This is a genomic window from Amycolatopsis alkalitolerans (assembly GCF_006152065.1).
Taxonomy (GTDB): Bacteria; Actinomycetota; Actinomycetes; order Mycobacteriales; family Pseudonocardiaceae; genus Amycolatopsis_E; species Amycolatopsis_E alkalitolerans.
The window spans coordinates 19,858-45,425 of sequence record NZ_VDFW01000034.1; the positions used below are offsets into that span (position 1 = coordinate 19,858).

The following is a 25,568-nucleotide window of genomic DNA, read 5'->3' on the forward strand; positions in this document are numbered from 1 at the left end:
CGCCGTCCTGCTGAGCTCAGGGGACGAGCGTCGCGCGGAGGGCATTGACCAAGTTGGGAGCCAGGTCGGGGCTTTCGACCACCTCGTCGACCGGCTCGCCCTCCGGCGCGGCCGTGTAGCCCCGCAGGCGCATCACACACGCGGCGGGGCCGTCACGCAGGACGGCGGCCACCAGGCGCGCCTCCGTCCGGTCCGGGTGGTCCGCGGCGGCCTGCCGCAGCCTGTCCACATCGTCGGTCTCGTCGTCGTCGGGTAGCGAAGCCTCGGCGCTCGGAGGCAGCACGATGATCTCCTGCGCCACGGCGCACCCCGCCACGGCTTCCGGCCACGCGATGCGCCCGAGCGCCTCCGCGAGATCGCCCTCAGGCAGTTCGTCCTGCGCCACCGGTGTCAGCGGGTTCGCGACATCCAACTGCCCCGCCAGGTCCGGCTCCTGCCGCAGCAGCTCCTCGGTCCGTACCAGCGCGAACAGCTGCGTCGGCTGGTCCCAGCCGGCCGAAGCCACGAACTCCTCGACCTCGCGGGCCACCGCCGCCACGCCGGAGGGCTGGTTCTCAGATGTCGCCATGCCGCCATCGTGTCAGGGGGCCGATGTCCGATTCGGGGAGGGTGGGGGAACCCGGAGCGCCCTTCGTAGAGTTAGGTGACCAGGGGTAGCGTGCGGTTTCGTCCGCCGCCCCGGACCGAACTCGCAACAAACAGGAGCGTGTGCAGTGGCCAACCGGCCCCCTGTGAGCTTGCCGAAGCTGTCCCGCCGCAGCCGGATCCTGCTCATCATCGCCGCCGTGATCGTCCTGGCGCTGCTGCTCGGGGCGAGACTCCTCGACACTTATGTCAACTGGTTGTGGTTCGGCGAGGTACACGCTCGCGAGGTCTTCAACACCGTCGTCCTCACCCGGATCGTGCTGTTCTTCGCGATCGGGCTGCTCGTCGGCGGCAGCCTCGCGATCAGCCTGTGGATCGCGTACCGCACCCGTCCGGTGTTCGTGCCCGTCTCCGGCGCCGACGACCCGCTCTCGCGTTATCGCTCGGCCGTCGTCGGGCGCATCCGGCTGTTCGGCATCGGCATCCCGGTCGTCGCCGGCCTCATCGCCGGTGCCACCGGCAACGGCGACTGGCAGCGCGTGCAGCTGTTCCTGAACGGCACCAGCTTCGGCAAGACCGATCCCGAGTTCGGCAACGACATCGGCTTCTACGCGTTCACCCTGCCCTTCTACCAGTGGCTGATCGGCTGGCTGTTCGTCGCCATCACGCTTTCCTTCGTGGGCGCGCTGATCGCGCACTACCTGTTCGGCGGCATCCGGCTGGCCGGCCGGGGCGGGCAGCTCGCGTCGTCCGCGCGGGTTCAGCTCGCCACCACCGCCGGGCTGTTCGTGCTGCTCAAAGCGGTGGAGTACTTCTTCGACCGCTACAACCTGCTCTTCTCCGACCGCAACGCCCCGCTGTTCTACGGCGCCACGTACACCGATCTGAACGCGGTGCTGCCGGCGAAGCTCATCCTGCTGTGCATCTCGGCGATCTGCGCGGTCGCGTTCTTCGCGGGTGCCTTCCTGCGCAACATCCAGCTGCCGGCGATCGCGCTCGTCCTGCTCATCCTCTCCGGCGTGCTGGTCGGCGCGGCCTGGCCGGCGATCCTCGAGCAGTTCTCGGTGAAGCCGAACGCCAACCAGAAGGAAGCGCTTCCCATCAGCCGCAACATGGCGGCCACAAAGGACGCTTTCGGCCTCAACAACGTGCAGTACGAGGATTACAGCGGCACCGGGCAGGCCACCGCGGCACAGGTCAGCGACGACAAGACGACCGTGCCGAACATCCGCCTGCTCGACCCGAACGTGCTCGCCCCGACCTTCACGCAGCGCGTCGGCAGGGAGAACTTCTACGGCTTCCCGGCCAAACTGGACATCGACCGCTACACGATCGACGGGACGACCCAGGACTACATCGTCGCCGCCCGCGAGATCAACACCGCGAACCTGACCGGGAACCAGACCAACTGGATCAACAAGCACATGGTCTATACCCATGGCAACGGGTTCGTCGCGGCACCGGCCAACACGATCGACCGCGCCGTGTCGGGCGCCAACAGCGACGGTGGTTACCCCATCGCGGCGACCAGCGACACCCAGAACCCGACCGGCAAGGGCCTCAACCCCGCGAACCCGAACGCCCCCGGCATCGACGTCACCCAGCCGCGGATCTACTACGGCGAGCTGACCAACGACTACGCCATCGTCGGCGGTCAGGCGGGCAAGGCGCCCGGCGAGTACGACAGCGCGGGCCACAGCGACTACCGCTACGACGGCACCGGTGGCGTCCCGATCGACAACTGGTTCAATCGCCTCGCCTTCGCGGCCAAGTACGGCGAACGCAACATCTTGTTCTCCAACGCCATCAGCGACGGCTCGAAGATCATGTACAACCGCGACCCGCGCGAACGCGTGCAGAAGGTCGCCCCGTGGCTGACCGTCGACGGCGACCCGTACCCGGCCGTCGTGGACGGCAGGATCCAGTGGATCGTCGACGGCTACACGACGTTGAACAACTACCCGTACTCGCAGGAGACCCAGCTCGGCCAGGCCACCGAGGACTCGCTGTCCGGTGTCGCACGGCTGGCGAACAACAACATCAACTACATCCGGAACTCGGTGAAGGCGACCGTCGACGCGTTCGACGGCACCGTCACGCTGTACTCGGTCGACGACAAGGACCCGGTGCTCAAGTCCTGGGAGAAGGTCTTCCCTGGCCTGGTGAAGCCCAGCTCCGACATCAGCCCGGACCTGCGCTCGCACTTCCGCTACCCGGAAGATCTGTTCAAGGTGCAGCGGGAACTGCTCACCAAGTACCACGTCGGTGACCCGCAGGAGTTCTACACCACCAACACCTTCTGGAACGTGCCGCAGGATCCGACCCAGGAGGGCGGCACCAACCTCGACGCGTCTGGCCTGGCCAACCAGCCCGGCTACTACGTGCTCGCCGAGGCGCCAGGGGAAAGCTCGACGACGTTCCAGCTCACCAGCCCCCTGACGGCACTGCAACGGCAGTACCTGGCGGCCTGGATGTCCGTCTCCAGTGACCCGAAGGACTACGGCACGATCAGGGTGCTGCGACTACCCACGACCGCGGCCGGCAACAGTCAGGTCGACGGTCCGGTCCAAGTGCAGAACAAGTTCCAGAGCGACTCGAGATTCGCGCAGGAACGCACCCTGTTCAGCAACCAGTCCGTCACCGTCATCTTCGGCAACCTGATCACGCTGCCGCTCGACGGCGGGTTCCTCTATGTGGAACCCGTCTATATCCAGCAGCGCAACCAGAACAGTTATCCGCAGCTGGCACGCGTGCTGGTGTCGTACGGACCCAAGGTCGGCTTCGCCTCGACACTCGGCGACGCGCTGAAACAGGTCTTCGGCGACGGGGCCAACCAGTCGGCGACCTCACCGACCGAACCGACCTCACCCACCTCGACGCCACCGTCGAGCACGTCGCCACCCGCCACGCCTCCGGCGTCGGGCGGCAGCAACCCGGCGCTCGACAAGGCCGTCGCCGACATCACGTCCGCGCTCGACCAGCTGCGGACCGCGCAGCAGAACGGCGACTTCGCCGCGCAGGGCCAGGCACTCGCGGCGCTCGAAGCGGCCACCAAGGAGTACGAGTCGGCAAAGGGAACGACCACGACCACGAGCGCACCGCCGCCAGGAGGCTGACCGCGCCCCGAGGTCACCCCGCGCACACCTGCCCGCAAGGAAGGCGTAGACTGACTGTCACAGCGCGGGGTGGAGCAGCTCGGTAGCTCGCTGGGCTCATAACCCAGAGGTCGCAGGTTCAAATCCTGTCCCCGCTACAGAGGTGGGAGGCCTGTCTCCGCGGAAAGCGCGGAGCGGGCCTCCTTCGTTATTGCTCTGGGGGTCGGACCCCCAGGCCCCCGGCAGGGAGGGCTTCGCCCCCCTGCACCCCCCATGGTGTGGCGCGGGTTGGGCTGTTGGGCTGCGGTGGTCGCGTGGTGAGGGGTCGGACCCCCAGGCCCCCGGCAGGGAGGGCTTCGCCCCCCTGCACCCCCCCGGTGTGGCGCGGGTTGGGCTGTTGGGTTCCGGTGGTCGCGTGGTGGGGGTCGGACCCCCAGGCCCCCGGCAGGGAGGGCTTCGCCCCCCTGCACCCCCCATGGTGTGGCGCGGCTTGGGCTGTTGGGCTGCGGTGGTCGCGTGGTGAGGGTCGGTGGGCGGCTGGAGCATGGGTGGTTGGGCCGGATGGACGATTTCAGTGACCATTGTGGACGGAGCAGATGGCCACTGTGGACAGATCGGCCGAAAAGTGGGACCGTGAGGGGGTGTCTGAATTGAATGCGACAGCAGCGGCATTGCTTGGTCTGCTCCAGGACGGTCCGGCGACCGGGGGACAGTTGGTCGCGAGCGCCGAGGATCGCTTCGGCGCCTTCTTCAGTGTCACCCGCAGCCAGGTCTACCGGGAACTGCCCGCCCTCGCCAAGGAAGGGCTCGTCCGGCTCGGCAAGCAAGGCCCCCGCTCCAGCCAGCAATACGCCATCACCGCCGCGGGCAAGAAGGCCTTCAAGGCCTGGCTCGGCTCCGACGCCGGGCCCGACCACCTGCGCAGCCCGCTCATCCTCCGGCTCGTGCACGCCGGTTCGCTCACCGTGAAACAGCGGGGAGCGCTCATCGAGTCGGCCAGGGCCACCTACAGCCAGGAACTCGACGACGCCAAGGCCGCGGTCAGGGCCGCGGACGACCCGTACGTCAAGGCCGTGGCCGAGTTCGGCCAGGCGCACGCGAGGGCCGCGCTCAAACTGGTCGACGCCATCCCACAGTCCTGAGAGGCGACGGCAAGCCACGGCCGGTTCGCCCGTAACCGGCCGGCCGTGGCCCTTGCCGTAACCTTGAGGGTTGTGAGTGCCGACTTCGAAACCGACCTGAAAGACCTCGCCGGCAAGTTGGCGCAGGTCGAGGCCGTCATGGACCTGGACGACCTGCGAGCACAGGTCGCCGACCTGGAGAACCAGGCTGCCCAGCCGAACCTCTGGGACGACCCGGAGGCGGCGCAGAGGGTCACCAGCCAGCTCTCCTACCGGCAGGCCGAACTCCGCCGCGTCACCGAACTCCGGGGCCGCCTCGACGACCTCGAAGTGCTCTGGGAGCTCGCCGTGGCCGAGGGCGACGCCGCGAGCCGTACCGAGGCCGAGGCCGAGTTCGCGCAGCTTTCGAAGGACATCGACGCGCTCGAGGTGCGCACGCTCCTCTCTGGCGAGTACGACGACCGCAACGCCGTCGTCACCATCCGCTCCGAGGCGGGCGGCGTCGACGCGGCCGACTGGGCCGAGATGCTGATGCGGATGTACCTGCGCTGGGCTGAGCGCCACGGATACCCGACAGACGTCTATGACATCTCCTACGCCGAAGAAGCCGGCATCAAGTCGGCCACGTTCAAGGTGAGCGCCCCGTTCGCGTACGGCACGCTCTCGGTCGAGCAGGGCACGCACCGGCTCGTGCGGATCTCGCCGTTCGACAACCAGAGCCGCCGCCAGACCTCCTTCGCGCACGTCGAAGTCCTGCCGGAAGTCGAAGAGATCGACCACGTCGACATCCCCGAGAAGGACATCCGCGTCGACGTGTACCGCTCGTCGGGGCCCGGTGGACAGAGCGTCAACACCACCGACTCGGCCGTGCGCATCACGCACCTGCCCACCGGCGTCGTCGTGTCCTGCCAGAACGAGAAATCGCAGCTGCAGAACAAGGCCGCCGCGATGAAGGTCCTGCAGGCCAAGCTGCTGCAGCGCAAGCAGGAAGAGGAGCGCGCCGAACTCGACGCGCTCAAGGACGGCGGGTCCAGCTGGGGCAACCAGATGCGCTCCTACGTGCTGCACCCGTACCAGATGGTCAAGGACCTGCGTACCGAGCACGAAGTGGGGAACCCGAGCGCGGTGCTGGACGGGGACATCGACGGCTTCCTCGAGGCGGGGATCCGCTGGCGGAAGCAGGCCGCGGCGGCATGATGATCACGCCTTGTGAGCGGCTCTGCTCCAAATCGGGGAAGATGCCTACCCAGGTTTAACGGTAGCCATGAGTAGGATGGCCCACCGTGATCCGGCTCGACAGTGTCTCCAAGGTTTACAAGACGTCGACGCGTCCCGCTCTCGAGGGCGTGTCCGTTGAGGTGGACAAAGGCGAGTTCGTCTTCCTGATCGGCCCTTCGGGCTCGGGGAAGTCGACCTTCCTGCGGCTGCTGCTGCGGGAGGAGGTGCCCTCCAAGGGCCGGGTGTTCGTGTCCAACTTCGACGTCGCGAAGATGGCCCGCCGCAGAATCCCCCGGCTGCGGCAGACCATCGGCTGCGTGTTCCAGGACTTCCGGCTGCTCGGCAACAAGACGGTCGCCGGCAACGTCGCGTTCGCGCTCGAGGTCATCGGCAAGCCCCGGCACATCATCCGCAAGGTCGTGCCCGAGGTCCTCGAACTCGTCGGGCTCGACGGCAAGGCCGACCGGATGCCCAACGAGCTCTCCGGCGGTGAGCAGCAGCGTGTCGCCATCGCGCGGGCGTTCGTCAACCGGCCGCTCGTGCTGCTGGCCGACGAGCCGACCGGGAACCTGGACCCGGACACCAGCCAGGACATCATGCTGCTGCTGGAGCGCATCAACCGCACCGGCACGACGGTGCTGATGGCGACCCACGACCACTCCATCGTGGACTCCATGCGGCGCCGCGTCGTCGAACTGCAGCTTGGCAGGGTGATCCGCGACGACGCCCGCGGCGTGTACGGCGTCGGCCGGTAGTTCCCCCGCTCCGGTCCCCGCCCGCCTCTTCCCCCGACCCAAGGACACAATCCCCGATGCGCGCAAGCTTCGTCTTCAGCGAGGTCTTCACCGGTCTCCGCCGGAACGTCACGATGACCATCGCGATGATCATCACCACCGCGGTCTCGCTCGGCATGCTCGGTGGCGGCCTGCTCATCGTGCGCACCATCGACAAGATGCAGGTCAACTACATGGCCGACGTCGAGGTCTCGATCTACCTGACCCAGGACGTCAGCGCCAACGACACGGACTGCTCGAAGGACCCGTGCCGGACCCTGCGCCAGCAGATCCAGGACAACCCCGCCGTCGAGTCCGTGGTCTTCGAGAACCGCGACCAGGCCTACGCGCGGTTCAAGAAGATCTTCCAAGACAACCCGATCCTCGTGCAGTCCGCGCGCCCCGAGGCACTGCCGGCCTCGCTGCAGATCAAGCTGCACGACCCGAGCCGCAGCGCGATCATCCAGCAGGAGTACGGCAAGAGCCCGGGCGTCGACCGCGTCGAGGACCAGCAGCAGTTCCTGGACCGGTTCTTCGGCCTGCTCGGTTCCGTCCGGGACGGCACGTTCGTCATCGCGCTCGTCCAGGCGCTCGCCGCATTGCTGCTGATCTCCAACACCGTCCAGATCTCCGCGTTCACCCGGCGCACGGAGGTCGGCATCATGCGCCTGGTCGGCGCGACCCGCTGGTACACGCAGCTGCCGTTCCTGCTCGAGGCGGTGATGACCGGCATCGTCGGCTGGGTGCTCTCGGTCACCGGGCTGATCGCGCTGAAGTACGCCTTCCTCGACCGGATCCTCGGCGTCACCTCGGGCATCATCCCCAAGATCGAGTTGCTCGACATCATCGTGACCTCGCCATGGCTGCTGCTCGCCTCGATCGTCATCTCGGCGACCACGGGTTACGTGACGCTGCGGCTATACGTTCGACACTGAAGATAAACTGGTCGGTATGCCCAAGGAACGTGGTCACAAGGTGATCGTGTCGAACCGGCGTGCACGGCACGACTGGTCGATTCTCGACACCTACGAGGCCGGTCTCGTCCTGGTGGGCACCGAGGTGAAGAGCCTGCGCGCCGGCCGCGCGTCGCTCGCCGACGCGTTCGCCACGGTCGACGACGGCGAGGTCTGGCTGCGCAACCTGCACATCCCCGAGTACGAACACGGCACGTGGACCAACCACGAGGCCCGGCGGCACCGCAAGATGCTGCTGCACCGCGGCGAGATCGAGAAGCTGATCGGCAAGACCAAGGAGAGCGGGCTGAGCCTGGTCCCGCTGTCGCTGTACTTCAAGGACGGCAAGGTCAAGGTCGAACTCGCCCTCGCGAAGGGCAAGAAGGCCTACGACAAGCGCCAGGACCTGGCGAAGCGCGACGCGCAGCGCGAGATGCAACGCGCCGTGGGGCGGGCGCTGAAAGGGCGCCGTTGATCGGCCCGGAGCGGGACGAGGACATCGCGGCCTGGGTGCGGGGGCTGGGTCTCGACGGCCTGGTCGACCTGCACCTGCACTTCCTGCCGGACCGGATGATGACCAAGGTCTGGGCCTACTTCGACGAGGTCGAAGCGCGGCTCGGCGCGTCGTGGCCGGTGTGGTACCGCCAGCCCGAGATCGATCGAATCGCCTTGCTCGAGTCGTTCGGGGTGCTCAGGTACGCGCCGCTGGCGTACCCGCACAAGCCCGGCATGGCCGAATGGCTCAACGCGTGGCTCGCCGGGTTCGCCGAGCGCGTGCCCGCCTCGGTCCGCACGGCCACCCTCTACCCCGAGCCCGCTGCGTCGTCCTATGTGGACAGCGAGCTGCGGGCGGGCGCCCGGTGCTTCAAGGCCCATGTGCAGGTCGGTGCGTACGACCCCCGTGATCCGCTGCTCGACGAGGCGTGGGGCGCGATCGCCGACGCGGGCGTGCCGGTCGTCGTGCACGCCGGGCACGGGCCCGAACGCGGCCCGTTCACCGGGCTGGACGTGTTCGAGGAGGTCCTGGCGCGGCATCCACGGCTCGTCGCGGTACTGGCGCACGCCGGCATGCCCGAGTACGAGGCCGCGCTTGACCTGGTGGCGCGGTACCCGCGGGTGCATATCGACACCACGATGGTCGGCGCGCCGTTCACCGAGAAGCTGATGCCGCTGCCGGGCGACTGGACCGACCGCCTGGTCGAGATAGCGGACCGGGTCGTGCTGGGCACGGACTTCCCGAACATCCCGTACTCCTACGCGACGCAGTTGCGGGCGATCGCCGGCTGGGCGGCCGACGATCGCCTCGGTGAGCCGTTCCTGCGTGCGGTCCTGCACGACACTCCCGCGAAGCTGCTCAACCTCTGACCGTGGCCGGGCTGCGGTGCGAGGCCAGCAGCGCGCCCGCGAACACCAGCGTCACCCAGGGCACCGGACCACTCAGGATGGCGCCGCCGGGTGGCGTGGCGAAACCGCGCGCGGCGAGTCCGAGCAGGCCGAGCGAACCGAACAGTGCGGCCGTGACGAGCCGCGGCATCGGCGCGGTGCCGTGCACCGGGACGGCCTCGAACCGGCCGAACACGCGCAGCAGCCCGAGCAGGACCAGACCCGCGGCGGCGATCCACAACGGTGCCGCGGCGAACCAGCGCGCCGAGCCGGGTTCCGGCGTGGCGTACCCGAAACCGAGCACGCTGACCCCCGCGACCACGACGAGCGCGGGCATATGCCACAGGTAGACGCTCATGAAGCGGGAGGCGATCCACCGCAGCGCGGTACCAGGGCCGGGACGGGCCGCGAGCGCCCGCAACTGGGGCCGGATCGCGAGGACCAGCCCGATCTGACCGGCGGCGAGGCTCAGCAGCACCGCGGTCGGCGGGCTCATGTTCGACACCGGTGCGCCCGGCATGCCGATCATGCTCACCGGGTACGGACCGAACGCGACCATCAGCGCGGTGATCCCGAAGCCCGCGGCCGAGAGGGTGAGCGCCGAGCGGCGGCTCAGTGCGCCGAGCCGGCCGTCCACGTAATGGAAGCCGAGCTGGTGCACCGCGAGCCACACGAAGAGCGCGTTGAGGTATCCGAACAGGCCGAAGGCTTCGAAGCGGACGACGTCCACCAGCACCGCCATCCCGCCGAGCACCAGCGGCACCCCGAGCGGCAGGCGCCGGTGCGCGGCCGCCATGAGCGGTGTGGCCAGCACGGTCAGCAGGTACACCGCGAGGAACCACAGCAGTTGCCCGGCGATCGCACCCGCGACCTCGACGGGTTGCTCGGGTGCACCCAAGCCGCGCAGGACGGCCGGCGCGGCGAGCCAGACGGCGGCCAGCGGGAGCACCGGCAGCAGCAGCCTGCCGATTCGCCCGGCCAGCCAGTCACGAGCCGACGGGGCGCGGCCCAGCGAGATGAAATTGGCCGCACCGCCGGCGAAGAACACCAGGGGCATCACCTGGGAGAGCCAGGTGATCGGCGCCCAGCCGGGGGTGGCGAGCGCGTTACCGGTCGCGAGGCGGCCGCCGCCATAGCTCAGCACGGGCATCAGCCAGTGCTGAGCGATCACGGCGAGGATCGCGCCCGCGCGTACGACGTCGAGGAAACTGTCCCGCTGGCTTGGTCGCATGGCTTGAAGCCTTGTCGCACAAGGGCTTCCGGGCAGCCAGGCCAGCCGCCGTCTTCGGGTTCCGGTTCAGCGCAACGCCTTGGTGGGGTCAGCCCTACTAGACCTCGTCCACCTCGGAGGTGGTGACGCCGCACAGGCGGTACTCCCAGCCGGATTCGGGGGAGTAATCGAGGCGGTAGTGGGTTTCGATCTTCGGCCCGTCGTGCAGGTGCACGTGCCGCATGACGCTGCCCGCGACCGGCTCCTCCGCGCCGAGAGTCTGGACCCGGCCGTCCAGCGGGCCGCCGAAGAAGCGGACGCTCACCTCGCTCATCGTGCTGCCCCCTCCGGACGTTCGCTGACGTCCGACCAGGATAGGGGATTCACGCTCGGTGTCGCTCGGGCTCACCAAACCGGCCGTAGCGTGACTTGGCGTTCCCGTGAGGCGTCCCGGACGAACTCGAGCAGCCCGCCGCGCAGCTGGTCGAGTTGACCGGCGCCGATGAGTGTGGCCCAGCGGGACTCCACGTCGGCGGACCACGTCATGAACCGGTCGATGCACTGCCAGCCACGCGCGGTCAGGGACACCATCCTGCTGCGCCGGTCGGCTGGATGCGGGTGCCGCTCGACGTATCCGCGTTTCTCCAGGTCGTCGACCAGTTGCGCGGCGGCCTGCTTGGTGACGCCGAGATGGTCGGCGAGTTCGACCGCCGTCGCTCCGTCGCGGTGTGACAGGAACTGGAACGCGAAACCATGCGCCGGGCGGACGTCGGCGAAGCCGTCTGCGGCAAGGTGATCGTGGATCTGATCCATGACCGCGCGGCAGGTGAGCGCCAGCAGGGCGGGCAGGTCACCGTGCGGCATGAGGCCTCCTGTGGTCAAGTGACTTGACTATATCGGCTGGCACTCGTACTGTGAACTTGGTCAAGCTACTTGACTACTTGGAGGATTCTCGTGCCTGTGGTGTCTCTCGCCGATGCTCCGACCTTTCAGAATCACGGATTCACGTTCCGCCCGCTCGCGGTGCCGAGCCGTGGCTCGACCGAACTGGCGGTGTGGGCTCTCGAGGCCGCGCCTGGCGCGGCCAGTGAAAGACATACGGTGAGCCGCGAAGAGGTGTTAGTGGTGCAGGAAGGGCGGATCAGCGCGGAGATCGGCGACGGCAAGCACGAACTGGTGCCGGGGGATGCGCTCATCGTGCCGCCGGACACCCCGGTCCGGCTGGCCAACGACGGCACCGGAACCGCGCGCCTCACGGTGGCGACCTCGAAGGGGATGGTCGGCGTGATCGACGGGCGCACGATCGAGCCGCCCTGGGCGCGGTGATTCAGGCTCGGCCGAGGTAGGTGAGCACGGCGCGCACCCGGCGGTGTTCCTCCGAACTGGCTTCGAGACCGAGTTTGGCGAAGATGTTGCCGATGTGCTTTTCGACCGCGCCTTGGGAGACGACGAGCCGTGCGCCGATGGCGGTGTTGGACAGGCCCTGTGCCATCAGGCCGAGCACCTCTGACTCGCGTGCGGTGAGCGCGTCGAGCGGGTTCTTGCGGCCACGTGCCATCAACTGCGCGATCACCTCCGGGTCGATCGCCGTGCCGCCGCGGGCGACCCGGCGCACCGCGTCGAGGAAGTCGGCGATGTCGGCCACCCGTTCTTTGAGTAGGTAGCCGACGCCGCCGGCGCCGCCGGATAGTAGTTGGACGGCGTAGGTTTCCTCGACGTATTGCGAGAGCACGAGCACTGGCAGGTCTGGGATGGTTTCGCGGGCCTGCAGGGCGGCGCGCAGGCCTTCGTCGGTGTAGGTGGGGGGCATCCGGACGTCGACGATGGCGAGGTCGGGTTTGTGTGTGGTGACCGCGTGGATGAGGTCGTCGGCGTTGTCGACGGCGGCGACGGTGTGGATGTCTTCGTCGGCCAGTAGGCGCTGCATTCCCGCGCGCAGCAGGACGGCGTCCTCGGCGAGCACTACGCGCATACGGCCCCCGGGTGAGTTGGTGTGTGTCGGCAGCTATTGACTCACGAACCAGTTCACCATTGGCAGGGGAGGTCGGCTCTGATGACTGTGGGGCCGCCGGTGGGGCTGACCACCGTGATCACCCCGTCGATCGTCGCCGCGCGGTCGGCCAGGCCGGCGAGCCCGCCACCTGGCCGTAGGTGGGCGCCACCGTGCCCGTTGTCGGTGATTTCGAGGACGACCTTGTCCTCGGCGCGCGAGGCCTTGACGCTCGCCTCCGTCGCACCCGAATGCTTCGCGATGTTCGTCAGGGTCTCACCGACGATGAAGTACGCGGTGGTTTCGACCGCGGCCGGCGGGCGTGGGTGCACGTCCACCTCGACGTCGACGTGGATCGGTGATTTCGCCGCTTGTGCCGACACGGCCGCGTCGAGGCCCCGGTCACCGAGGACCGCCGGGTAGATGCCGCGGGCGAGGTCCCGCAACTCCGAGACGGCGAGTTTCGCGTCCACATGGGCCTCGTCGATCAGTGCCCGCACCGCGTCGGGATCCCGGCCCAGCTTGTTCTTCGCGCGGCCCAGGCTCATCGCCACCGACACGAGCCGTTGCTGCGCCCCGTCGTGCAGGTCGCGCTCGATCCGGCGCCGTTCCGCCTCGGCGGCGTCGACGCCCCGGGCCCGCGACGCCTGCAGGTGCTGCGCTGTGACCTCGAGGCGTTTCGCGCGGTTGGGGCCGAGCAGCGCCATCGCGAGCGAGCCGTGCATCCAGCCGATCCACGGGGCGACCCAGATCGCGATCGGCAGCAGGACGATCGACGCGAGCCCGACCGCCGCCTCGACGATGCTCAGCGGGAACACCAGCGCGAGGTAGCCCAGATCGCGCCAGGTCGTCGGATCGACAAGGCGGTATCGCCAGCGGCGCAGGATCCCGCCCTCGACCGGGGTGCGTTCGACCGGGGGCAGTGGGGTGGCGAGCATGCGGGCGACGAACCGGCGTTCCAGGTTCGCCGACCCGCGGATGACACTCGTGGTCAGCATCAGGATCGGGATGCCGACCCAGATCACGACCGTCCCGATCCCGATCGCGATGCCGAGCACGATCAGCAGGAACTGGGCGAAATGCAGCACGAAGCCGGTGATCAGGTAGGTGATCGTGCGAACCGCTGTCGGGCGCGGCTGGTGCAGTGGCGCCCGGTCTGCGGCCATACCCGCCATCATGCCACCGCGCTTCGCAGGTCGGGTTCGGTTTCGGCCAGCCGCCGGGCCCGCGGGCCGGGGCCGAGCGCCAGCCGCGCGAACCGGGCGTGCACCGCGCCCAGTTCACGGGTCAGCACGACCGACAGGGCGAGCACCAGCACGCCGGCGACCGCCCACGGCAGCGCCTGGACCGCCGAGGTGATGCGGACGAGGCCCAGGTCGGTGCCCTCGGGCAGGTAGCCGACATAGGTGGGCAGCGTCGTCAGTCCCAGACCCACCGACCAGCACGTCACGAGGACGACGAACTCCGCCGTGCCGATCGGGAACAGCACGACGAAGTAGCCCAGATCCCGCCACGTCGCGCCGTCGAGCAGCCGCGCACGCCACCGGGCCCGCCAGCCGATCGCGGGCAACGGCCGGTAGGGCGAGGCCACATACGTGCCGAGCAGGGCATGCGCCCGGGCGCGCTCGAACCGCGCCGCGGCGCGCGTCCCCAGGATCAGCACGGCCAGCACCGGCACCCCGAGCCAGACGATCGCCGTGCTCAGACCCACCGGCGCGAGCGTGACCACGGCCACGAACCCGGCGAGCCCCACCGGGAAGTTCAGCAGCAGATACCCCAGCGAACCAGCCACCGAAGGATGGGGCCTCGTCCCGTCCTCGACCGCGTGCATGATGATTCCTTCCTCCCGAAACGATCCACTCAGCATCACCCGCCACACGGGCCGGAACCATGGGGAACCCGGGCGTCTACGAGGTAGGGCAGGCCCTACCGCCGGGGGAACAAACCGGCTTGCCGGGGGCGTTAGACTAGGCGGATCAAGGATCACCAAGGGGGTGAACGGTTTCGACTTTGGACGTTGAGTCAAGGGAAGCGTGCCGGTGCAGGCGAGAGACCACCGTAAGCGTCATCGCACTCAAATAAGCGCCAAGACGAATAGTCAGCGCGACTACGCCCTCGCCGCCTGAGCGAGTGCGTGTCTGTCGGCCCGGGAGCGCCTCCGTCCCGGTAGCCGGCATCAGCTAGGAGGCTCACCTTCTGGACCCGGCCGCGGGGTCCGGAAGGAACACCCACAGCGGCTGGGCCCGTCACACCGGCTTGTTCGCGAGACCGGTGGGGCCGAGTAGAGGCACAGCGAACTGCGCACGGAGAAGCCTTGGTGAGGCGCCAGAGGACCCGGGTTCAATTCCCGGCACCTCCACTCGGCCGGCCCGTGTCCGCGGAAAGCGCGGACCGGGTCGTTCCGGATTATGTTGGGGGACCGAGTCCCCCACGCCCCCTGCGGTGCGAGCTCCTGTCGTACCAGCCTGGTTGCGTTGGTCGTTGACCAGCATCGGAGGGTTCGGGTTGTGCCACGTCAGGCCCACTCGATCGAAGGCGCCCCTGCTCGTCGCGGGGGCGCCTTCGCTTGTTCTCGATCTTCGTCGTTTTTTTGGGGGTGCGACCCCCAAACCCCGCCCGGGGGCTTGCCCCCGGACCCCCGTCCGTGTGGGCGGCTTCTGCTGTCGCCTCGCGGGGGTTGGGCCCGGGTGGGCGGCGTTAGTTGATCAGGGTGCTGTAGGCGTTTAGGGCTGGTTGGCCGCCTAGGTGGGCGTAGAGGACCGTTGAGTCCCTGGGGATTTCGTTGCGTGTCACCTGGTCGATCAGGGCGGCCATCGACTTTCCTTCGTAGACCGGGTCGGTGATCATGCCTTCGGTGCGGGCGGCGACGCGCATCGCGTCCGTTGTGGCGTCGTCGGGTGTGCCGTAGGTGCCCGCGTGGTAGCGCTCGTCGAGCAGGATCTCGCCGTCGGTCAGGTCCCGGTCGAGGCCGAGGAGCGAAGCGGTGCCGCGCGCGATCCGCGCCACCTGGTCCCACGTCTCCTTCGGCTTGGCCGAAGCGTCGATGCCGAGGATCCGCCGCGGCCGCCCACCGAGCGCGGCGAACCCGGCGATCATGCCGGCCTGCGTGCTGCCGGTGACCGAGCACACCACGATGGTGTCGAAGAAGACCCCCAGCTGCCGCTCCTGCTCCGCCACCTCGAAGGCCCAGTTGGCGAAACCCAGCCCGCCGAGCCGGTGATCCGACGCACCGGCCGGGATCGGGTACGGGGTACCGCCGGCCGCCTCGATCTCCGAGATCGCCTGCTCCCAGCTTTCCTTGAACCCGATGCCGAACCCGGCCTTCACCAGCCGCACGTCCGCGCCCGCGAGCCGCGACAGCAGGATGTTGCCGACCTTGTCGTACACCGAGTCCGGCCAGTCGACCCAGCTTTCCTGGATCAGCACGCACTTCAGCCCCACGCGGGCGGCGACGGCCGCGACCTGGCGCGTGTGGTTGGACTGCACGCCCCCGATCGACACGAGCGTGTCGCAGCCCTGCGCCAGGGCGTCGGCGACGAGGTACTCCAGCTTGCGGGTCTTGTTGCCACCAAAGGCGATTCCGGAGTTGCAGTCCTCCCGCTTCGCCCAGACGCCGGCGCCACCGAGGTGCGCGCTCAGGCGTTCCAGGCGATGCACCGGGGAGGGCCCGAACAGCAGCGGGTAACGGTCGAAGTCGTTGATTGACAAGGGATCCTCCGATCAGCGAACGCCCAGCACGCGACGCGCGACGACCGCGCTCGCGAGGCTCAGCACGGCCAGGAACATCAGGTAGAAGGTAAGCGAGATCTTGCTGCCCGTCGCACTCACGAGCCATACGATCACCAGCGGCGTCGTGCCGCCGAAGAGCATCACACCGACGTTGTAGCTCACCGACATCCCGGTGGCGCGGCTGGTGATCGGGAACAGGTCCGCCATCATCGCCGGCAGCGGCGCGAAGTAGGCCGCCTTGAGCACGCCGATCACGAACATCACGGCGAGGATCACCCCGAAGCCCGGGTACGCCACCAGCAGCGCGAAGCTCGGGTACACCAGCGCGAGGATCAGCACCGCGAACACCACCATGATCCGGGTACGGCCGAACCGGTCCGGCAGGTGGCCGACCAAGGGTGTCAGGCCGGTCAGCACGATCCCGGTGAGCAAAGTGGACGCGAATCCCGTCGACGCGGGCAGGTGCAGCTCCTTGACCGCGAACGTGGGCATGAACGTGATGAGGTAGCTGAGCGCCGTCGACACCGCGAGCGCGCCCATCGCCACGAACATGCGGCCCTTCTGGCCGCGGAACGTCTCCTTCACCGGCGCGCGCTCGACGCCCGCGGTGGCGACGAACTCACCGGCCTCGCCCACGTAACGCCGGATGTAGTAGCCGATCGGGCCGATCAGCAGGCCGAAGAGGAACGGGATGCGCCAGCCCCACGACTGCAACTGCGCATCCGAGAGCGTGGCCGTCAGCACCGTGCCGAACAACGACGCGAGCAGCGTCGAGAGTCCCTGGCTCGCGAACTGCCAGCTGGCCATGAAACCGCGCTTCTCGGGAGCGTGCTCGACGAGGAACGCGGTGGCGCTGCCGAACTCACCGCCCGCCGAGAAGCCCTGCACCAGCCGGGCCAGCAGGATCGCGATCGGTGCGACGAGGCCGATTTTCGCGTACGGCGGCATCGCCGCGATGAGCAGCGTCGCGAGCATCATGAGCCGGATCGACAGCATCAGCGCGCGTTTGCGTCCTCGGCGGTCGGCGTAGGCGCCGAGGATGAGCCCGCCGAGCGGGCGGACCACATAGGACACCGCGAACGTGCCGAACGTCAGCAGCAGTGACACGGTCTCGTCGGCGGAGGGAAAGAACAGCTTCGAGATCGTCGCGGCGAAGAAGCCGTAGACGAGGATGTCGAACCACTCCATCGCGTTCCCGATCGACGCCGCGATGATGACGCGGCGCACCTTCACCGGCGCTTCGGAGGAGACGGCTTGTGTGGTCATGGATGGCTCCTCGATGGCGGTCGCTCGCCGAGATCCCAGAAGAGGCCGGTCATGATGAGCAGGCTCTCCCGCGCCACGGACGCGAGCAGATGCTCGTCCGGGGAGTGCTGGGCGCAGGCCGGATAGGAATGCGGGATCCAGAGCGTGCACAGCCCGAGTTCGTCGGCGAACGCGTCGTTGGGGATGCTGCCGCCGAGGTTCGGCAGCAGCGCGGGTTTCGCACCGGTCGTGCGGCCGATCGAGCCGAGCGCCCAGCGCACCCAGCCGTCGTCGGGATCCGTCCTGGTGGCCGGCATGGTGGCACCGACCTCGACCTCGACCATGCCGAAGCCGTGCTCGTCCAGATGCTCGCGGAGGACCACGCCGAGCTTCTCGGCCTCCGTGCCGACCACGGACCGGAGCTGGCAGTGCGCGTGCGCCGCGCCGGGGATCGCGTTGATCGGGGTGTCCGGGTTGCCCGCGGCGAGCGAGAGCACCTCGAGGCTGTTCCAGCCGACGACGCGCTCGGCCGGAGTGAGGCCCGGTTCGCCCCAGCCTTCGTCGACCTGGGGATCCTCCGGGCCGCCACCGAACGTGATGTCGCGCAGCGCTTCGCGGACGTTCGCCGGGATCTCCGGCGGGCGCAGGCCAGGGACGAGGATGCGGCCGCGCGCGTCGACGATGGTCGCCAGGGCCGCGGCGAGGACGGTCGCCGGGTTGCGCAGCAGGCCACCCCAGTTTCCGGAGTGGTAGGAACCTTTTCGTTCCGCTACCCGAAGCGTGAACGGGGTCGAGCCGCGCGAACCGAGGAACAGCGTCGGGCGGTCCGCCGCGACGCGCGGTCCGTCGGAGGCGATGAGGACGTCGGCCGCGAGTTCGTCGCGCAGCCCGGCGCAGACCGCGCGCAACCCCGGCGAGCCGGACTCCTCGCCGGTCTCCAGCAGCACCTTGAGGTTGAAGCCGAGCCGCCCGCGCTCGTGCAGGACCTGTTCCAGCGCGGCGAAGTTGATCGCGTGCTGGCCCTTGTTGTCGGCCGTGCCGCGGCCGTACCAGCGATCGCCCTCGACCACGACCCGCCACGGGTCCAGCCCCGCGCGCCACCGCTCGGGCTCACCGAGCACGACGTCCCCGTGACCGTAGACCAGCACGGTGGGCAGGCCCTCGCCCTCGTGCCGGGACGCCACGAGCAGCGGAAAGTCGCCCGCCGGGTTGTCCACGACGCGCGCGGTGCCGCACAGGCGAGCGGTCAGGGCCGGGATCATCTCGCCGGTGAGGTACTCGCGCAGCGCCGGCGCGCGGCCGGGATCCTGGCTTTCCGTGGGATGGGAGATCCGGTGGGCGAGTTCGGTCAGGAATTCCCCGGAATCGAAGTATCTGGCGGCTCGATCGAGCGCGGCGGCGCGGGACATCATTCCCCTTTGGCTTCGGAAACCTGCGAGTAACAATTCATTCAGCCGGTGAATCGAGTTTAGGAAACCGGGTTACCGGGGACAATTACGCGTTTTCGAAGGCTGCGTTGCTTTCCCGGCAACGACTACTATCCGCGCATGAGCCTGCTGCCCACGCCCCTGCGCTACTTCCTCGAGGTCGCGCGCACGGGTTCCATCAGCGAAGCGTCCGAGCGCCTGCACGTGGCGACGTCGGCGATCAGCCGGCAGATCGCGAAACTGGAGCAGGACGTCGGGGCGCCGCTGTTCGAACGGCAGCCGCGGGGCATGGTGCTGTCCGAGCCGGGCGAGATCCTCGCCGCCTACGCGCGGCGAAACGCGCTGGAGGCAGAGCAGGTGCTCGCGGACGTGCACGGGGTACGCGCGCTGGCGCGCAGCACGGTCAAGCTCGCGAGTTCGGAGGGATTCGCACGCGATTTCCTGCCGGGGGCGATAACCACATTCCGGGAAAGGCACCCGGGGGTCCGGTTCCGGTTGAATGTGACTGGCCCGGCGGAGGCGACCCAGCAGGTGAAAGAAGGTGCGGTGGATCTCGCCGTCACCTACAGTCTGGCCCCGGAAACGGGAATCCGGGTCGAGTATTCGCGGCAGCAGCCGATCTACGCGCTGATGCCGGACGACCACCCGCTCGCCGGCCGCGCCGATGTCGAACTCGCGGAACTGCTGGAGTACCCGCTCGCGCTGATGGACGAGGGCACCACGATCCGGCAGCTGTTCGACGTATGCGTCGCGGTCGAGGGCCTGGCCTTCGAACCCGCACTGGTGAGCAACTATTCGGGCGCGCTGCAGAGCTTCGCGCAGCTGCGCGGCGGGGTCACGCTCGTCGGCCCGCTCACCGTACGGCGGCGGCTCGGCCCGGACGGGATGGCGATCGTGCCGATCCGCAATCCGGAGCTGCGCAGGCGCAGTGTGCAGATCCAGTCGATGGCGCGCCGGGCGCTGCCGGCGGCCGTGCGGGCCTTCCTGGTGCACCTGATCGAGGAGATCGGTGACTGAGCGGCCCGAACCCGGGAGCCGCGATCGTGGCCGGTCAGGCAGACTGTCGTCGTGTCAAGGGAACAGACCTCCAACGATCCCGACGGCCAGGAGGGCGGCGAGCCGGGCTGGCTGTTGTTGATCTACCGGATCCCTTCGGAGCCGACTCGCCTGCGCGCGACGGTATGGCGGCGCATCAAGGGCCTCGGGGCGATCTACCTGCAGAACTCGGCGGCCGCGTTGCCGGCCAGCCCGGCCGGCGAGCGGGCCCTGCGCAAGCTCCGCCGGGAAATCGTCGACATGTCGGGAACCGCGGTGCTGATGTCGTGCACGGCGCTGGCGGGCGAGCCCGAGGTGCGGAAGGCGTTCCAGGCCGCGCGTGACGACGAGTACGAGGAGATCGTGGACAAGTGCCAGGACTTCCTGGCTCAGCTGGAAAAGGAATACCGGGCCACCCATTTCACCTACGCGGAGCTGGAGGAGAACGAGGAGGACCTGGTGAAGCTGCGCAACTGGTTCGCCAAGATCACCGACCGGGACGTGTTCGGCGCACCGGGCCGCGCGGCGACCGTGCAGGCACTGGAGAAATGCGAGCAGGCGCTGGAGGAATACGCGGCGCGCGTGTACGTCGAAGAAGGGGAAAGCCGCTGACGGCGGTCAGCGCTCCCCGGCTTCCTCGCGCGCCGGCACGGGCACACGTCGAGCTCGCCACAGGCTCCACGGCAGCACCAGCGCGACCAGCACGGGCAGTACCCACCACGGGTTCACCGCGTTGTGGCTCAGGACGATCGTGACCGCCAGCGCGGCCACCACGGCGACGGCGATCCGCCAGTCGTCGCCCACGACGAAGTCGTACCAGAACGCGCCGAACGCGCGGATTCGCTTGATCATCAGTTCTCCGTGGCGGGGACGAGGGCGGGCCGGCGCAGGATCGCGACCAGCGCCAGGGCGAACAGGGCGACCGCCGGAACGATGCCCAGCAAGGCGGCGTCCGAGCCGGGCCACCGGGCGCCCGCCCCCTCGGCGCCCCAGAAGAGGCCGAAACCGGTGAGCATCACGCCGACGACGAACTTCATCGTGTTCTCCGGCACCCTGGCGAGCGGGGCGCGGACCGCGAATCCGGTACCGGCGACCGCCAGCACGGCGGCGATCGCGGCGATCGCGGCCAGCGGGATGTTGTGCTGGTTGCTGCCGAAGGTCAGCGCGATGAACGCGACCTCCAGCCCTTCCAGCGTGACGCCCTTGAAGGACAAGGTGAACGCGTACCAGTCGGTCACCACCCACCGTGCGGTCCGCGGCGCGGATCGCGCCGTGGCCAGCTCCGTGGCATAGATGGCGTTCTCGTCGTGCAGAGCCTTGTGGCCGCTGGCCCGCAGCACCGCCTTGCGCAGCCATTGCAGGCCGAAGATGAGCAGCAGCCCGCCGACGACCAGCCGCAGTGCGGACAGCGGGACCGCGGTGAGCGCCGGACCGAGCGCCGCGACGATGGCGGCCAGCAGCATCAGTCCTGCGCCGACGCCGAGCAGGGCCGATCGCCACTGCCGCGAGGTCCCTGCCGCGAGCACGATGGTCAGCGCTTCGACGGCTTCCACCGCGCAAGCCAGGAACACCGCGATGAACAGCGCGCTCGTGGTCACTGGCAACCTCCCTCCCGGATGTTCTACCAGCTGACTCTAACAGCAGTCACATCGAGAGGCTAACGGCTGGCTTCAGCCGGCGAAGGCCATGCACCCTTCGATGTCGATCCGAAGCCGGACGCGGCTGCCGCGAGGCCGGGCGTGGGTGGCGAACACCGCGCCGAGAGTGGTGCCGCCGCACGCGACGACGTGGTCGTAGCCGTGGCCGCGGTAGGCGACGTCGACGACGCTGCCTTCCACCGTCCCTTCAGGCGCACTATCGACCTCGGCCGCGAAATGGGCGGCGGGGCGGACGAGGACGCGCACCGTGTCGCCGGGACCGACTGCGCCGCGCCGCTTGGCCCGTATCAGGTCGGCGCCGACCCGCGCGCGTACGACATCGCCGTCCACGCTGTCGACGGTTCCGCTCAGTTCGCCTGACAGGCCGGTGAACCGTGCGACGAACGGGGTCGCGGGGTCGTGGTAGATCGCCTCGGGTGGCCCCAGCTGAACCAGCTTTCCCTTGTCCAGCACGCCGATGACGTCGGCAAGCGCGAACGCTTCGGACTGGTCGTGGGTGATGTAGACGGCGGTGGCGCCGGACTGCCGGGTCAGCGTGGCGATCTCGACCCGCAGCCGCTCCCGGAGATCGGCGTCCAGATTGGACAGTGGCTCGTCGAACAGGAGCAGCCGGGGGTTGCCGACCACGGCGCGGGCCAGCGCGACGCGTTGCTGTTCGCCGCCGGACAGTTCGTGCGGGTACCGGCCGGCCAGGTGGGCCAGCCCGACGCGGTCGAGTGCCTCGGCACGGCGGCGCCCGGCCTCGGCGGCGGTGAGTTTCCGGCGGCGCAACGCGTAGTCGACATTGCCGGCCGCGGTCAGGTGCGGCCACAGGGCGTAGTCCTGGAAGACCATCGCCAGGTCGCGCCGTTCGGGTGGCAGCCGGCGGCGGCCGTCGTCCATGAGGGTGCCGCCGAGGTGGAGCCGGCCACGATCGAGATGTTCGACGCCGGCCAGTGTGCGGATCAGCGTCGACTTGCCCGAGCCCGACGGGCCGAGCAACACGAGGAACTGGCCGGGTTCGACGTGCAGGTCGATGTCGGTCAGTGCGGCGGTGCGGCCGTAGTGCTTGCTGACCTGCCGCAGGTGGACGGTATGGCCGTGGACAATGGCCGGGCTCTTCGTCGCGACGGTCATCGGATGGTCCTTCCCAGGCGTCGCCAGCCGACGGGGGCAAGCAGCCAGAACAGGCCCCACACCAGCGCGATCACGCCGAGTGCGAGCACGATGGCGATGACCTCCATCGCGGTGCCGCCCCCGAAGTCGTAGTTGGACAGGGCTTTGGTGATGCCGACCGAGACCGGTGGCTGGTCGGGCGGGTACAGCAGTTCGGAGACGGGCAGTTCCAGCAGCGTGGCGCCGAAGGTCAGGCTCCAGGCGGAGAGCATCGGCCGGGCCAGCAGTGGCGCGACGGTGCGGAGCCACGAGCCCACCGGGCCCCCGCCGTGCACACGGCCCGCGTCGCGCATCGACGCGTGCACCTGGCCGACGCTGCCCAGCAGCACACGGGACGCCGGTGGCAGCGCGGTGGCGACGTAGCCCATCAACAGCAGTGTCGAGGTCTCGTAGAGATGGATACCGAGTTGGTTCGTGACGGGCAGGTTGTAGGTGAAGATGTAGCCGGCGGCGAACACGATGCCCGGCAGCGCGACCGCGGCCAGCAGCACCAGATCCAGCAGCCGGGCGGAGAACCGCCCGCGCCGGGCGCTCAGCACGCCGGCGACGGTCATGCCCAGCACCATCGTGACGGTGGCGGTGATCGCGGCCATCTCGGCCGAGAACAGCAGTGGCCCGCGCAGCCCGGAGTCGCCCAGCACGTGCTGGTAGTTGGCCAGCGTGATCCCGTGGTCGCCGAGCAGCGAGCCGAGGCCGCTGATCAGCGAGGCGGACACCGCCCCGAAGATCGGCACACCCAGGCTGAGCAGCACGAGCCCGCCCATCGCCGCGAAGGCCACGACCGTGCTCACGGTGGACAGCCGCCGGCGGCGGGCGACACGGTTGCGACCGGACAGCACGCGGTAGCTCCGGCCGCGCAACGAAGCCGACTGGGCCAGCAGCGCCAGCACCGCCATGCCCATCAGGATCCAGCCGACCGCGGCGGCGACCGGGAACTGGATCGGGAAGCTGTCGACCGCGTTGTAGAGCACGAAGGTGGCCACCGGGAAGTGGGCGTCGTTGGCCAGTGTCGCCGCGACACCGAAGTCACTGATCGATTCGGCGAACACGATCGCCAGCGACGACCAGACGGCAGGGCCGAGCAGCGCGACCACCACACGCAACGCGGCCAGCCTGCCGCCACCGTGCACGCGGACGGCCGCCTCGAACTCCTCGCCGAGGCCGCGCAGCGCCGCCGACATGGCCAGGTAGGCGAACGGCACCCCCTTCACCGTCAGCACGGTGATCACGCCGACCGGTCCGTAGAGCAGCGATCGCACTCCGGCGGTGGGCACGCCGAGCAGGTCGAACACACCCTGCGGTTCGAACAGCCGCTCCCATCCCAAGGCGATCAGGTACGACGGCGCCAGCAGGAGGGCGAACATCGCGGCCGACCACAGCCGCCTGCCGGGCACGGTGGTACGCAGCACCACCCACGCCACCGCGAAGCCCAGCACGGTGGCCACGACCGCGGAGCTGACGCCGACCAGCAGCGAGTCCAGCGTGCCGGTCAGCAATGGCCCGGACAGCGCGTCGTGGAAGCCCGACAGCGTGAACCACTGCGGTCCCTGGCCGAACAGCGCCGGACTGAAGGCCACGGCGAGGAACAGCAGGATCGGCACCAGCAGGATCGCGACGACGATCGCCCAGAACAGCGTCACCGGCGCGCGGCTCACCCACCTCGGCAGGCCGCCGGACCGCGGACGTGCTCGCTCCGCCTGCGCGGTGGGAGCGAGCACGTCCAGTGGTTCCACGTCGTTGTGCGACGTCATCGGCTACTTGATGTTGGCATCGAAGAAGGTGTTGACCTGGTTCTCCAGCGGACCCCAGTACGCGGGGTCGATCCGCTGGTAGCCGGCGGGCAGCGCGGGCAAGCCCGGCAGCGGCGACACGCCGGGCACGATCGGCCAGTACAGCGAGTCGCCCGTCGGATCGCCCTTCTGCATGACCTGCTGCCCGGCGGGCGAGAGCACGTACTCGACGAATTTCTTGGCCTCGGCCTGTTCAGCGGCCGGCGCGCCCTTGTCGATGCCGATCGCGCTGGGCAGCAGCGTCGACTTGGGCAGATAGATGATCTTCGGGTCGAAGTTCGCGTTCTTGTGCGCCTTGGCCACCTCGCCGAGCGCGGCGGAACTCTGGATCAGGCCGTAGCTGATCTGACCGGTCTCGAGCGCGTGCAGGGTGTCGCCGTTGGTCGGGTAGACGTGCAGGCCGTTGGCCTTGAGCTGGCGCAGGTAGTTCTCGCCGGCCGACACGCCGTTGGCCTGGCCGCCGAGCTGGTTCATCAGGCCGGCCACCAACGGGAACGTCGGCCCCGACTGCGCCGGGTCGTTCATCCCGACCAGGCCCTTGTAGACGGGGCCGAGCAGATCCTGGTAGGTGGCCGGGGCCGCGGGCGCCTTGGCCGCGTTGTAGATCAGCGCCGGTACCACGGTCGTGCTCACCGGCATGTAGGAGTGGTCCGCGGGTACCAGAGCCTGGCCGGCCGAGGTCAGGGTGGTCGGCGACGCGTAGTCCAGCAGCTGCCCTTGCTTGTCGAGAGCGGCGAACGCCGTGTCGCCGTCCACCCACAGCAGGCCCCACTGCGGATTGTTGCGCTCGGCGGCGATCTTGGTCAGCAGCGGGCCGGTGCTGTCGTCGTCCAGCTTGACCGGGATACCGGTGGCCGCCTGGAAAGCCTTGGTCACGGCCGAGTCGTAGCCCTGTGCCGAGTAGACGACCAGTGGCACGGTGCCGGCCTTCGTGGCCGCGGTCTGGGTGGTGGCCGATCCGCCGCCGCACGCGGCGACCGAGGCCGTGGCCGCGACGGCGACCACGGCGGCCGCGGTCCGCCAGGCATTCCAGGTGGTCATGGAGTTCTCCTCATCGCCGTTAGCGCCGAGCCAAAAACCGTCGTTACGAACGATGTGTGACAGCCAAGGCGGTGAGGTGGTGCTTCAGTGGCGACTCGGTGAACATCAGGCCACCGCGGAGTGGACCTGTAACGGTCCGCGCACGGTCGGTGAGATCGCG

Annotated in this window: 25 protein-coding genes, 1 tRNA gene and 1 other RNA gene; 12 read left to right on the forward strand and 15 right to left on the reverse strand. The window is 69.1% G+C overall.

Annotation, left to right across the window (positions count from 1 at the left end):
- Nucleotides 1-16: 16 nt before the first annotated feature.
- Nucleotides 17-568, reverse strand: coding sequence for a PPA1309 family protein (locus FG385_RS28190; RefSeq protein ID WP_139099833.1), 552 nt, complete (start codon nt 566-568; stop codon nt 17-19).
- Between the two features lie 163 nt (nt 569-731).
- Between FG385_RS28190 and FG385_RS28195 the strand changes: the two genes are divergently transcribed.
- The 8 genes from FG385_RS28195 to FG385_RS28230 all read left to right on the forward strand — a co-directional run bounded on the left by FG385_RS28195 (nt 732) and on the right by FG385_RS28230 (nt 9,110).
- A complete protein-coding gene (locus FG385_RS28195) occupies nt 732-3,701 on the forward strand; it encodes a UPF0182 family protein (RefSeq protein WP_200834697.1) in 2,970 nt (989 codons plus the stop codon).
- Nucleotides 3,702-3,764: 63 nt separating this feature from the next.
- A tRNA-Met gene (locus FG385_RS28200) sits at nt 3,765-3,838 on the forward strand.
- A 483-nt stretch (nt 3,839-4,321) separates the two neighbouring features.
- A complete protein-coding gene (locus tag FG385_RS28205; RefSeq protein ID WP_139099835.1) occupies nt 4,322-4,822 on the forward strand; it encodes a PadR family transcriptional regulator in 501 nt (166 codons plus the stop codon).
- A gap of 72 nt (nt 4,823-4,894) precedes the next feature.
- Nucleotides 4,895-5,998, forward strand: coding sequence for a peptide chain release factor 2 (gene prfB / locus FG385_RS28210; RefSeq protein WP_139099836.1), 1,104 nt, complete (start codon nt 4,895-4,897; stop codon nt 5,996-5,998).
- A gap of 86 nt (nt 5,999-6,084) precedes the next feature.
- A complete protein-coding gene (gene ftsE, locus FG385_RS28215; RefSeq protein ID WP_139099837.1) occupies nt 6,085-6,774 on the forward strand; it encodes a cell division ATP-binding protein FtsE in 690 nt (229 codons plus the stop codon).
- A 56-nt stretch (nt 6,775-6,830) separates the two neighbouring features.
- Nucleotides 6,831-7,727 carry a permease-like cell division protein FtsX gene (gene ftsX, locus FG385_RS28220; protein ID WP_139099838.1) on the forward strand — a complete coding sequence of 299 codons (897 nt, stop codon included), beginning with the start codon at nt 6,831-6,833 and terminating at the stop codon, nt 7,725-7,727.
- A 16-nt stretch (nt 7,728-7,743) separates the two neighbouring features.
- Nucleotides 7,744-8,220: an SsrA-binding protein SmpB gene (gene smpB, locus FG385_RS28225; protein WP_139099839.1), complete on the forward strand. Its 477-nt coding sequence runs from the start codon at nt 7,744-7,746 to the stop codon at nt 8,218-8,220.
- Nucleotides 8,220-9,110, forward strand: a complete 891-nt coding sequence (locus FG385_RS28230) for an amidohydrolase family protein (protein ID WP_139099880.1) — start codon at nt 8,220-8,222, stop codon at nt 9,108-9,110. The genes smpB and FG385_RS28230 overlap by 1 nt, the downstream gene beginning before the upstream one ends.
- Here the strand turns inward: FG385_RS28230 and FG385_RS28235 are convergent.
- The 3 genes from FG385_RS28235 to FG385_RS28245 all read right to left on the reverse strand — a co-directional run bounded on the left by FG385_RS28235 (nt 9,100) and on the right by FG385_RS28245 (nt 11,202).
- The gene (locus FG385_RS28235) at nt 9,100-10,359 is read right to left on the reverse strand and encodes an acyltransferase family protein (RefSeq protein ID WP_139099840.1); all 1,260 of its coding nucleotides are present in this window, start codon (nt 10,357-10,359) and stop codon (nt 9,100-9,102) included. The genes FG385_RS28230 and FG385_RS28235 overlap by 11 nt on opposite strands.
- Nucleotides 10,360-10,456: 97 nt before the next feature.
- Nucleotides 10,457-10,672 carry a hypothetical protein gene (locus FG385_RS28240; protein WP_139099841.1) on the reverse strand — a complete coding sequence of 72 codons (216 nt, stop codon included), beginning with the start codon at nt 10,670-10,672 and terminating at the stop codon, nt 10,457-10,459.
- 71 nt (nt 10,673-10,743) lie between these two features.
- Complete coding sequence (locus tag FG385_RS28245) at nt 10,744-11,202, reverse strand: MarR family winged helix-turn-helix transcriptional regulator (RefSeq protein WP_139099842.1); 459 nt, start codon at nt 11,200-11,202, stop codon at nt 10,744-10,746.
- Between the two features lie 90 nt (nt 11,203-11,292).
- Here FG385_RS28245 and FG385_RS28250 point away from each other — a divergent pair, with 90 nt between their 5' ends.
- Entirely contained in the window at nt 11,293-11,664 is a 372-nt protein-coding gene (locus tag FG385_RS28250; RefSeq protein WP_139099843.1) for a cupin domain-containing protein, read from the forward strand.
- A gap of 1 nt (nt 11,665) precedes the next feature.
- Here the strand turns inward: FG385_RS28250 and FG385_RS28255 are convergent, their stop codons facing one another.
- The 3 genes from FG385_RS28255 to FG385_RS28265 are packed head-to-tail and all read right to left on the reverse strand — an operon-like array spanning nt 11,666 to nt 14,159.
- Complete coding sequence (locus FG385_RS28255; protein WP_139099844.1) at nt 11,666-12,310, reverse strand: response regulator transcription factor; 645 nt, start codon at nt 12,308-12,310, stop codon at nt 11,666-11,668.
- A 53-nt stretch (nt 12,311-12,363) separates the two neighbouring features.
- A complete protein-coding gene (locus FG385_RS28260) occupies nt 12,364-13,494 on the reverse strand; it encodes a sensor histidine kinase (protein ID WP_407645561.1) in 1,131 nt (376 codons plus the stop codon).
- 8 nt (nt 13,495-13,502) lie between these two features.
- Entirely contained in the window at nt 13,503-14,159 is a 657-nt protein-coding gene (locus FG385_RS28265) for a sensor domain-containing protein (RefSeq protein ID WP_139099845.1), read from the reverse strand.
- 159 nt (nt 14,160-14,318) lie between these two features.
- Between FG385_RS28265 and ssrA the strand changes: the two genes are divergently transcribed.
- Nucleotides 14,319-14,690: a transfer-messenger RNA gene (gene ssrA, locus FG385_RS28270) on the forward strand.
- Between the two features lie 335 nt (nt 14,691-15,025).
- Here ssrA and FG385_RS28275 read toward each other — a convergent pair.
- Genes FG385_RS28275 through FG385_RS28285 form a run of 3 tightly spaced genes read right to left on the reverse strand, consistent with a single transcriptional unit; the run spans nt 15,026 to nt 18,711 of the window.
- A complete protein-coding gene (locus FG385_RS28275; protein ID WP_139099846.1) occupies nt 15,026-16,036 on the reverse strand; it encodes a 1-aminocyclopropane-1-carboxylate deaminase in 1,011 nt (336 codons plus the stop codon).
- 12 nt (nt 16,037-16,048) lie between these two features.
- Nucleotides 16,049-17,323 (reverse strand): MFS transporter, encoded by a 1,275-nt coding sequence (locus FG385_RS28280; protein ID WP_139099847.1) that lies wholly within the window; start codon nt 17,321-17,323, stop codon nt 16,049-16,051.
- The gene (locus FG385_RS28285) at nt 17,320-18,711 is read right to left on the reverse strand and encodes a M20 family metallopeptidase (RefSeq protein WP_139099848.1); all 1,392 of its coding nucleotides are present in this window, start codon (nt 18,709-18,711) and stop codon (nt 17,320-17,322) included. Before FG385_RS28285 ends, FG385_RS28280 begins: the two co-directional genes overlap by 4 nt.
- Before the next feature lie 138 nt (nt 18,712-18,849).
- On the opposite strand from FG385_RS28285, the gene FG385_RS28290 reads away from it, so the two are divergent.
- Together FG385_RS28290 and FG385_RS28295 are read left to right on the forward strand one after the other, a co-directional pair.
- Entirely contained in the window at nt 18,850-19,746 is an 897-nt protein-coding gene (locus FG385_RS28290) for a LysR family transcriptional regulator (RefSeq protein WP_139099849.1), read from the forward strand.
- 51 nt (nt 19,747-19,797) lie between these two features.
- Complete coding sequence (locus tag FG385_RS28295) at nt 19,798-20,376, forward strand: Chromate resistance protein ChrB (protein WP_139099850.1); 579 nt, start codon at nt 19,798-19,800, stop codon at nt 20,374-20,376.
- 6 nt (nt 20,377-20,382) lie between these two features.
- Here the strand turns inward: FG385_RS28295 and FG385_RS28300 are convergent, their stop codons facing one another.
- From FG385_RS28300 to FG385_RS28320, 5 genes are all read right to left on the reverse strand, one after another.
- Entirely contained in the window at nt 20,383-20,616 is a 234-nt protein-coding gene (locus FG385_RS28300) for a hypothetical protein (protein ID WP_139099851.1), read from the reverse strand.
- Nucleotides 20,616-21,362 (reverse strand): COG4280 domain-containing protein, encoded by a 747-nt coding sequence (locus FG385_RS28305; RefSeq protein ID WP_139099852.1) that lies wholly within the window; start codon nt 21,360-21,362, stop codon nt 20,616-20,618. Before FG385_RS28305 ends, FG385_RS28300 begins: the two co-directional genes overlap by 1 nt.
- 72 nt (nt 21,363-21,434) lie before the next feature.
- Entirely contained in the window at nt 21,435-22,538 is a 1,104-nt protein-coding gene (locus FG385_RS28310; RefSeq protein ID WP_139099853.1) for an ABC transporter ATP-binding protein, read from the reverse strand.
- On the reverse strand, nt 22,535-24,328 hold the full coding sequence (locus FG385_RS28315) for an ABC transporter permease (RefSeq protein WP_139099854.1): 1,794 nt from the start codon (nt 24,326-24,328) through the stop codon (nt 22,535-22,537). Before FG385_RS28315 ends, FG385_RS28310 begins: the two co-directional genes overlap by 4 nt.
- A gap of 3 nt (nt 24,329-24,331) precedes the next feature.
- On the reverse strand, nt 24,332-25,408 hold the full coding sequence (locus tag FG385_RS28320; RefSeq protein WP_139099855.1) for an ABC transporter substrate-binding protein: 1,077 nt from the start codon (nt 25,406-25,408) through the stop codon (nt 24,332-24,334).
- Nucleotides 25,409-25,568 lie beyond the last annotated feature (160 nt).